This window comes from Streptomyces sp. NPDC008238 (assembly GCF_042956445.1).
GTDB lineage: Bacteria > Actinomycetota > Actinomycetes > Streptomycetales > Streptomycetaceae > Actinacidiphila.
This window is the reverse complement of record NZ_JBIBGK010000042.1, coordinates 46,259-55,916: the sequence shown is the minus strand read 5'-3', so window position 1 is coordinate 55,916 and position 9,658 is coordinate 46,259. Positions and strand designations below refer to the sequence as shown.

The following is a 9,658-nucleotide window of genomic DNA, read 5'->3' as shown; positions in this document are numbered from 1 at the left end:
GCAGCAGCCATCTGGCACAACCACCACACCAACGCACCCACCACCAGGTCACTGATCGCCTTCGACCACTGACCACATCGGAACTACTCGTCTAGCGGTTTGTCAGCCCGCTGGCGATGATGCTGCCGGGGATGGATTCACTCTGCGATGTGGGGGAGCAGTGAGTAGACGAGGCAGATGGCGGGCGCGCGAAACACCGCCCCAGCCGACCGGGGTTCCCGAGCGCAAGTCCGCAATGGCGCGGCCCGCAAAGACTGCAACCAGGTGTGCCAAGTGCGACAAGGCGTTCCCGATCGGTGAGCCCCTCAAGTGCGATGCAGGTTGCTTCTACCATCTGGGCTGCTTCTACATGCGACCGAACGATGCCGTTCAGCAACGTATCCGCCGGCAGGTCGAGGAAAAGCGCGCCGATCAGGAAGCCCGCGCAGATGCGGCAGCCGGGGAATCGATGCGCAGCCACAAGCCCAGCGTTTGGCGACTCGGCAAATCCCCATCCGACTACCGATGAGGAACCGGGCCTCGGAGGAACGTCTGCCAACTCCGACACGCTGACCTATGGGATCAGGTCGGCGGGGATGGTTTCGTCGGCTCGGCGCTGAACGTCAGCGGGCGGGGCCGGTCGCTCCCGAGGTGAGCTGCACAAGGTCCAGCTTCCAACTCGCCCTCTAGGTAGGAGCTGTTGACGACACGTCTGCATTCGGCGGCTGGCTCCTCCCACTTCGAGACGCCGAGCAAGCCGACTCGACGATCTCAGGGAGTGACCGATCCGAAGCGGCGCACGCCCCGCCAGGTCTGTCAGCGGCACGGTGTCTGGTTCGCCCCGCAGAAGGACGGCCAAGTCGACTTCGGACGTGCTTCCGCGCAATGGGGCAAAAGCGCCTCACCACTCGAACGGAGAACATCAATGAGCACTTACCCCGACTCGATCGTCGACGGCACAACCCCCATGAGTGCCTACGAGGCACAGGTATGGGACACCCTCAACGAGCACTGGCAACGGCGCAGCAATCGCCGTGGTTTGCCCAACTGGGCGAGCACCGCGCTCGGTCGCACCGGCGAGGTCGCGGGAAGCGCTGTGAGGCGCGTTGCGGACGCTGTGCCTGAGGCGGTCACGGAACCAATTCGCCGGGCAGGCGACGCGGTCGCCGACAAGGCCATGCGACCCGTGCTCGGAGCAGCGGCATCTCTTCTCGAGCTGGTCAACGACTGGTCCCTGGAGCTCAACGACCCGAAGAAGGTCGTGGAGCTCGCCCGCAAGCAGGGCCTCGAACTCGACGGTTTCACGGAACTGCGGAAGCAGGACCTCAAGGCTTGCGACCGGCTGTTGACCTTGAACACCCTCAAGTGGCGGACAGCCGGTGGACTCGAAGGCGGCGCGATGGGTCTGCTGGCCATGGTCCCCGTCGCCGGCATCCCCGTCGCGATGACAGCGGACATCCTCGTCATCCAGGTTCTGAGCACGTCGATCGCGGCACGCGTCGCGTACTCCTACGGCTACGACGCCAAGGACCCCGATGAGCAGAGATTCATCCAACGCCTGGTTCAGCGGTCCTTCATGGCACAGGCGGCCAAAGCCAAGCCGTTGCGTGACGCGGCACGGGCGGCGGAAGCCGTCAAGGGACGCGTGCGGTGGTCACAAAAGCTCCGCCAGGACCACCGCCTCCTGGCCGCTCTTGAAAAGTTGCTGCAGCAGATGGGCCCGGCCGGCTCCAGAGTGCCCGTTCAAAACGTTGCCAAGGTCGTGCCGTTCGTGGGTGTCATCATCGGTGCCGGCATGAACGCCGCGGTCCTCGGAAACGTGGCCGCTGACGCACGACGTTACTGCCAGACCCGATTCCTGTGCGACAAATATGGGCTGCCGCTGCCGGCCGCACTGGCAGCCACCTGGGACGACGACCTCCAGTCCGACGCCCCGTAAGTGCGGCCGCTCCAGAAACGTCGCCTTCGAACATCAGGTCTCTGGTCACCGGCACTTTCTAACAAGGCGCTCGCCTCCGTCACGGTCGTCCGGATCAGTGCGGGGCGAGCCCCCCGCGCTCCGGGAGTGGGGCGGCGAAGTGCCAGCCGGTCGTGAGGAGCGTGTCGACGGCTGTTACTGCCGTGCGCAGGCGTTCTTCGTGCGGGCCCGTCAGGAGGACATGCGGGAGGGCCCTGCGGGTCAGTTCCTCGCGGAAGCGGTCCGTCATCCATGTGCGGACGTGTTCGCCGTCGCGGAGGCCGTCGTCCTCGAAGGGGACGCCCGTGTCGTCCGTGAGGAGCCACAGGTCGTGGCGGGCGCGGGCCGCGATGGATTCGACCTGGGGGTTGCGGGTGCCCATATAGCGTTCGTGCCAGATCGTCGTGGCCAGGGGGTCCGTGTCGCAGAACAGGACCGGGGAGCCGGCGCGTGCTGCCGCGTTCTCGTCCGCGAACTGGCGTTCCGCGATCCGCCCGCACCGGGGCGGCCAAAAACGCCAGCAGCCCACCGGGTCCCTACGGACGGCCGTGCCAGAGACCGGGTGGGTCGCGCGGGCGATGTCCACCGTCACCGGCGTCGCGCCGAAGCGGCGGCCGAGTTCCTCCCCGTACGGTTCGGACGTGAAGACCGCGTCCACGGGGTCCGGGACGGCGGCGCGGAAGATGGCCATGTGAGCGTCCCACACCGCGGGGTCGGTGACATCGACGGGTATGTCGTCGACCGCGCCCACGACCTCGATGCCCGCCTCGGGGTGCACCTCGCGCATCCACGCCACCCGGTCCGCGAGCGGGATCGACTCCACCGCGGAGGCGCACACCAGCACCGTCAGCCTGCGGCATCGCGCGGCCGCGCTGCACACCAGGTGGTGGCCCGCGTGCGGCGGATAGAACTTGCCCAGCACCAGCCCGTGGTCGAACTCGCCCATGCCAGGGCCTCCTTCCGGACCGCCCCGGCCTCGCCCAGCCAGGCCCGCAGTCCCACCGCGCACAGCAGCAGGAAGCCCGCGTATAGCAGCGACGTCAGGTAGAGGCCCTTGTAGGCGTACAGCGGGATGTAGACGACGTCGGCGGCCATCCACAGGTACCAGGACTCGATCTTCTTCCGGCACTGGCCGTACGTCGCGGCCAGCGACAGCGCCGTCGTCAGCGCGTCCCAGAACGGCACCGTCGAGTCGGTGGCCTGGTCGAGCAGCACGGTCAGGAGCCCGGTGGCGGCCACCGTCCGGCAGCCAGGATCCGCCATGTACGGGCGTCCGTGCGGCTGATGGTGAGGTTCCCTGACGCCCCGGCGACCCAAGCCCACCAGCCGTACACCGCCAGCGCCACGTAGACGACCTGGAGGGCGGCGTCCGCGTACAGTCCGGCGCCAGCGAAGAGCAGGATGAAGAAGAGGTTGTTCGCGATGCCGATCGGCCAGTTGGCGATGTGCCGGCGGGCCACGAGCCATACGCAGAGCGCTCCGCTGCCGAAGCCCAGCACCTACACCCAGCTGACGGGGGTGTCGAGCAGGGTGAACAGGGGCTGCTGGAGCCGGGTGACCATGTCCGCGAGAACCACGCGGCGACCCCCTAAACGTCACACTGACGGTAACGCCGGGCGTGCGGGAGGGGCAAGGGAGTTTCGCCCGCGGCTCACAGCCACCCCCGCCGGGCCGCCGCCAGCCCCGTCTGGAAGCGGGTGGACGCGCCGAGTTCGGTCATCAGGCGGTGGATGCGCCGCTGCGTGGTCCGGGCGCTCCAGCCCTGGGTGCGGGCGATGGCCGCGTCCGTGAGCCCCGAAGCCAGCAGGCTGATCAGGGCCAGGGTCTCGGCATCCGGCTGCCCAGACTGTCCCGGTGCCGCCGAAGTCGTGGGCGCCGCCTCCCCCAGCGGGATCGCCCGCTCCCACTGCGCCTCGAAGAGCGACTGCAGCGCCACCAGCATCGGCGACGGGTGGATCAGATACGCCGCGGACTGGCCGCCCGGCGCCAGGCTGAACGGGATGATCGCGGCACGGCCGTCGCTGATCACCAGCTTCAACGGCAGCTCCGGCCGCATCCGGGCCTGCTCCCCCGCTCGCATGCTCGGCATGATGTCGCCCTGGAGCCTGCCGGGCCACGCCACCGCCTCGCGGTCGTAGATCACCCGGTGGGTCACCCCTGTCCGCTGCCGCTCCAGCTGGCCATCGAGGTTGCTGCCGGGCCGGTCGACGTACGGAGGGCGGTCGAAGGCGCACACCTCGCGGCGCGCTCCGGTCGTCAGCCGGTGCACGGCCTTGCTGATGTCGTCGCGGTCCGTCAGCAGTTCGGCGGCCATGTCCGGGTGGCTGATCCTGGCCGCCTCCCGGTGCGTCTCGATCAGCCGCTGCACCAGCGCCCGCGCCTCGCCGAGCTGCTGCTCCCGTTCGTTGATCAGCGCGCCGACCGCGACATCGGGGGCCGCGGCCGAGAACCTCGGCGGCCGCCCGGCGCTGCGCACCGCCAGGCCATCCCTGACCAGGCCTGACAGCAGCTTCCCCGCCGCGGGCGCGGCCAGGCCGCACGCCTCGGCGACCTCCGCCGCCGTGCACCGCGGCATCCCCACCAGCGCCGTGTACACGCGCTCTGCGTCCGCCGTGAACCCCAGTACGGTAAATTCCATGCCTTCTCCCACACCTCCGTGGCACCAACCGGCCACCTGGCGGAGGTAGGCCACCTTTCCCACCTTGCGTCTGGTCCGCCGCACTTGACATCTTCCAGCAACGAGCGCGCTGCCCTGCGTTGAGGTGGGCGTCAGCGCGCCACGGTGTGTCGCCCCGCACACCCTCGCCCCGCTGAAAAGGTGTCCCATGTCGCGTGCCCATCCGCACGGCAGACGACGGCTCGGTGCCGTGTCCGTCACGTCCGTCGTGTTCCTGGCCCTCACCGCCGCGCTCCCGGCCTCTGCCGCTCCCGTTTCCGCGAGCGAAGGCTCCGCCCCGTCCCTCGCAGGCCGTACGCCACTGGGCGACGCGTCACCGCAGAAGGCGCTGCCCGCCCAGCGCGCCGGCGTAGTCCCGGGCCAGGTGCTGGTGACCTTCTCCCCGCAGACCGCCGTGACCGGCCGCGAGCTGCCGGGCAACAGGGCCCAGGCCCACGCGCCCGGCACCAGCAGCGCCGCCGTGAACAAGAAGCTGAACGCGGTCGGGGCCACCGCGCTCCAGCCGCTCTTCCCCTCTCTGTCGGCCGCGGCCACCGAGTCGATGACCACATCGGCCCGCACGCGCCTGGGCGACGACGCCGCCGACCTGTCGCGCACCTACGTCGTACGGACCGGGAACCGCGACTCCGCCGCCGTCGCCCGCACCCTCCAGGGCACGCCGGGGATCGCGAACGCGGAACCCAACCGCTACGTGAACACCATGAACACCGGGGGCCGGCAAATCCCCGCGGCCGCAAGGGTGTCCGCGAAGCACACACCAGCGTCAGCGCCGCCCGGTGCCTCCCCCGTCCCCACCAACTTCGCCCTCACCGACTCCGCCCAGGCGTTCCTCAACGCCGGCGGCGTCGACGCAGTGGGCGCCTTCGACATCCTCCAGGGCCGCTACGGGCAGCAGCCCGGCGCCGGGCGGACCATCACCAACGTTTCCATCGGCGATTTGACCGACCAGGCGATGGCCGACGCCGGTGACCCGTACGTGCAGGGCCACGGCCCGACCACCGTCCTCCAGGACGGTCAGCGCTACCTCGATCTCCCCTCGATGCCGCTGATCCCCGCCTACGTCGCCGCCCCCGACGGCAGCCTCAGCGGCTCGGCGTCCACCAAGGACCAGGATCCCGGCCTCGGCGAAGTCCTCCTCGACTTCAGCGTCATGGCGCCCCTCGCCCACGACCGGCAGCGCCCCGACCGGACCGGCAGCGACTACACCGACCTGCTCGGTGTCGCCCCCGGCGCCGACTACCGCCTCGTCGTCCCGCAGCAGCCGACGATGGACCAGATCGCGACCGCGCTCCTGGCCGCCGCCCACCAGTCCCCCAAGCCGGACGTCATCACCGCCAGCCTCGGCTTCGGCACCGACGCCCAGGGCTTCCCGGGGCGCTACCTCGAGGACGACCCGTACATCCGGTCCGTCGTCGCCTCGATCGTCCAGAAGGACCACGTCGTGGTGGTGATCTCCTCCAACGACGGAACCCGCCTCTACACCCCGGCCGCCGTCGGCCCCGACGGCGGCAGCACGCCCACCGACACCGCGAAGAACGACAAGTCGGCCACCGACATCAACGACGTGGCCTACTCCACCACCCCGTCACACGTCCCCGACAGCGGCGCGATAGCCGCCGGCGGCACCACCCTGGACGACACCCTCGCCTCCCGGACCGGACCCGCCACCACCGCCGAGACCCGCATCAGCGGCTTCGGCACCTTCTCCTCCGGCTTCGGCACCCGCATCGACCTCTCGGCGCCCAGCGACAACATCGTCGCCTTCACCCACACCGAGCAGGGCGACGCGCAGTCCGTCACCCCCGTCCTCAACGGCGGCACGTCCGCGTCCGCACCCGAGATCGCGGCGGCCGCCGCCGTCGTGCTCCAGGCCGCCGGGCTCGCCGGACACCACCTGACGCCCGCACAGGTACGGGACGTCCTGCAGCGGACCGGCCGTGAGGTCGCCACCCCGGCGCAGATCGACCGCGAGCTCAACGTCGGCCGGCAGATCGACGTCACCGCCGCCGTCGAGGACGTCCTCGGGCACCGCGCCGGCGCCACCGCGGCCGTACGGCTGTCGGTCGCCCACAGGGTCACCAACGCCGGCCTGGGCGGGCAGTTCCTGGAGACGACCGACCCGGGCCGCATCGACCTCGGCGACATGGCCTCCGGCGGCAACGGCATGGGCCTGGTGGGCCCGGTCACCTTCGCCGGTGACGTCACCGGCCTGCCCAAGGGCGCCAGCCCCACGTACACGCTCACCGTGGGCGCGCGAACCTGGCACTCCGCCACCCCGGCGATCCGCGTGACGCCGACGGAACTGCTGAACGCCACCGGACTCCCCGTGGTCTCCGACTCCGACCGCACGATCACCGCCACCTACCGCGTCCTGACCGACGGCCGGACCCAGGCCACCGTACGCCGCACCCTCACCGTCGGCCCCAGCGACGGCCGTTACGTGGAGAGCACCGCGCCCAAGGGCCCCGCGGTGGTGAAGGCAGGCCACGCGGTCACCGTCACCTACGACCTGTCCGGCGTCGCCAAGCTCAACGACCCGCAGCTCGTCGTGTCCACCGTCGGCCACTGGAACCCCGCCCTCGCGCCCCTGTTCAGCGCCGCGTGGCACCAGGCCCTGACGGCCACTTCCGGCACGGTCACCATCCCCGCCGACGCGTTCGGCGCCGGGGGTGGCCTCTACGGCATCGGCATCGCCCAGTCCGGCTTCGGGGGCAACCCCAGCCTGACCACCTACGGGGAGTTCGCGCCGGTTCGCGTCGACGGCGGAACCGCCGAGCAGCGCCCGCAGGCACCACTGGTCACCGGGCAGGACGGCATCCCCGCGCACAGCACCCAGGTCACCCGTGCCAAGGCCGGCTTCGCCGTCCGGTACGACGTGCGCGACGTGCCGGGGGCGAAGTACGCGCAGGTGGAGTTCGCGGCGCCCGCCCCGACGCTCCACAACTCGCTGAACACCTTCACCAACGCCAACGGCACCGCCCTCGACGACAACGGCGTCGACGCGCCCTCCACAGCCCACCGTGTCCTGCCCGCCACCATGGGCAGCATCGACCTCGACGCCCTGCGGCTGGGCCTGTCCTCCTCCACTGTCTACGGCGTGCGCGTCATGGCCCTCGACAGCAAGCACCGGGTCATCGGCCAGGCGTCTCCCGTCTCGACCCTCGAGGTCGACGACGGCGTCGCCCCGGCCGGAAGCACGGTGCTGTCCTTCGCAGCCGCGGGCGACGACTCGGTCGCCGCACTGCGGACCGTCTCCGGTGCCACCGAGATCCGCCACTACTCCACCAGGACCGGCGTCTACGGCCCGGTCATCGCCTCGGACAGCGGCGACGGATCGGAGTACGAGGTCCTCGGCGTGGCCCCCGCCACGCACCGCGCCCTTGCGGTGCACCAGGCGGAGCCCGGCGGCGATGTGCAGGTGGAGACCTGGAACACCGCCACCGGCAGCCTCGTCGGGCGGACCACGCTCGCGGCGGCCGACTACCGGTTCGTCGTCGGACGCGTCGACGCCGCCCGCTCCCGCGGCGCGCTGCTGCTCCGGGCGGTCTCCGACAACACCGACCTGGTGCTGCCCGTCGACCTCGCGAACGGCACCACCGAGGACCCCATCCCTGCCGACCTGCCGAACGTCGCCAAGGGCTCGTACAGCCTCCTGGACATCGACACCTCCACCGGGGACGTCTACCTGGCGAAGGGCGCCCCCATCGCCCTCTGCCTGGGCGGCGTGCAGATCCCGCGCGTGGACTTGCAGACCCGCAGCGTCAGCCCCGTGGGGACCATGTCCGGTTGCAGCAACGGCTTCGGCTCCGACGGCGCGGGCACGCTCTACAACCTGTCGGCCACCGCGATCAGCACCAAGATCGTCCCGACCAGCGTCCTCGGCTCGCTCGACGTGGCGACCGGCGAGACGGATGACCCGGTGACGGTACGGCGCGGCCCGGCCACGGGGATGGCGGTGGACGGCGCGAACGGGCTCGCGGTGGCGGCGTTCACAGCGCCGGAGGGCACGAGCTACGCCGGCTCCGGCACGGCCGTCGTCGCCGACAACAACGCCACCGGTCAGATGCTCGTCATCGACGTGACGACCGGGGAGGTGGTGCGGACGCTGTCCGGTTTCCAGATCACGGGGCACGGCGGTCCCCTGGTCCACGGCGGTGTGATGAACTCCGTCCAGCTGGACCCGGCGACCCGCACGGGCTGGACGTACGGGGCCTACGACGGCCAGATCCGCCAGTTCTCCTACTGAGCGCGCGGCGGTTCGGGGCGGGAAGCGGTCACCGCTTCCCGCCCCCGTGGCGCGCCTGTACCGAATCGCAACCATGGACACAGGCTCCTGTGCACGAGCCGGCGCAGCGGCCTCGCCCGCTGCGCCGGCTCGCGGCGGCCGGGGACGCGCGAGCCGGGGGCGTTCACGTACCGGGCATCCTCCGCGTCGCCATCGCCTCACGCAGGAGCGTCGCTCCCGCCGGTCGCTTCCTGCTACCGCCGCGCTGATCGCCGTCGCCCTGTGGCGCGGCCGCGCCGTGCCGCGCTGGATCCCGGTGATCTTCTTCATCGGCACTCTCGCCGGCTTCGTGATCAGCAGTGGTCTCGCCGGAGCACTGGTCGCGCTGCCCGCCACGGCCGCCATGGTCCTCGTCTCCTGCTACGCCCTGCGGGCGACCCGAGCCACCGGCCCAGGTCCCGCCCGCCGCCTGAGCGGGAGTCGGCAGCGGGACCGCCACCCCGCCTGGCGCGCTTCTGGGGAAGCGCGCCAGGCGGCGGAGTCGGTCCTGGTCGGCTTCCGGCGCGGCCCAGTCGGGCCCGCCACGCCGGAGTACAGGGAGCAGCAGGCGGACCGAACCGGTTCCGGCGGGTGGAGCCTGTGATCGCCACACATGCGCACCTCCCTCGGGCCCGAGTGCGCGGTCCTGGCTGAAAGCCCACGTCCTCACCCGCACCGCTCGCCGAACGGCGGGTGAGTTCCCGCGCAAGGGAGACCCGCCACAACAGCCTGCCGGAGCAGGTCGGCGTCGTCCGGCGACGGGAACTACTCCCGTCCGATG

The 9,658-nt window shown here is 71.0% G+C and carries 5 protein-coding genes and 1 pseudogene; 3 read left to right on the top strand and 3 right to left on the bottom strand.

What is annotated here, in order from left to right; genetic code table 11:
* Positions 1 to 757 precede the first annotated feature (757 nt).
* Complete coding sequence (locus ACFZAU_RS39585) at positions 758 to 1,918, top strand: EcsC family protein (RefSeq protein ID WP_500556231.1); 1,161 nt, start codon at positions 758 to 760, stop codon at positions 1,916 to 1,918.
* Between the two features lie 94 nt (positions 1,919 to 2,012).
* Here the strand turns inward: ACFZAU_RS39585 and ACFZAU_RS39580 are convergent, their stop codons facing one another.
* The 3 genes and pseudogenes from ACFZAU_RS39580 to ACFZAU_RS39570 all read right to left on the bottom strand — a co-directional run bounded on the left by ACFZAU_RS39580 (position 2,013) and on the right by ACFZAU_RS39570 (position 4,574).
* On the bottom strand, positions 2,013 to 2,882 hold the full coding sequence (locus ACFZAU_RS39580) for an AAA family ATPase (RefSeq protein ID WP_500556230.1): 870 nt from the start codon (positions 2,880 to 2,882) through the stop codon (positions 2,013 to 2,015).
* An 11-nt stretch (positions 2,883 to 2,893) separates the two neighbouring features.
* Positions 2,894 to 3,513, bottom strand: a pseudogene (gene pnuC, locus ACFZAU_RS39575) (nicotinamide riboside transporter PnuC); the annotation flags it as partial.
* Between the two features lie 74 nt (positions 3,514 to 3,587).
* Positions 3,588 to 4,574, bottom strand: a complete 987-nt coding sequence (locus tag ACFZAU_RS39570) for a helix-turn-helix domain-containing protein (protein WP_500556229.1) — start codon at positions 4,572 to 4,574, stop codon at positions 3,588 to 3,590.
* Positions 4,575 to 4,761: 187 nt separating this feature from the next.
* On the opposite strand from ACFZAU_RS39570, the gene ACFZAU_RS39565 reads away from it, so the two are divergent.
* Positions 4,762 to 8,859 (top strand): S8 family serine peptidase, encoded by a 4,098-nt coding sequence (locus ACFZAU_RS39565; protein ID WP_500556228.1) that lies wholly within the window; start codon positions 4,762 to 4,764, stop codon positions 8,857 to 8,859.
* Positions 8,860 to 9,136: 277 nt separating this feature from the next.
* The gene (locus tag ACFZAU_RS39560) at positions 9,137 to 9,481 is read left to right on the top strand and encodes a hypothetical protein (protein WP_500556227.1); all 345 of its coding nucleotides are present in this window, start codon (positions 9,137 to 9,139) and stop codon (positions 9,479 to 9,481) included.
* Positions 9,482 to 9,658 lie beyond the last annotated feature (177 nt).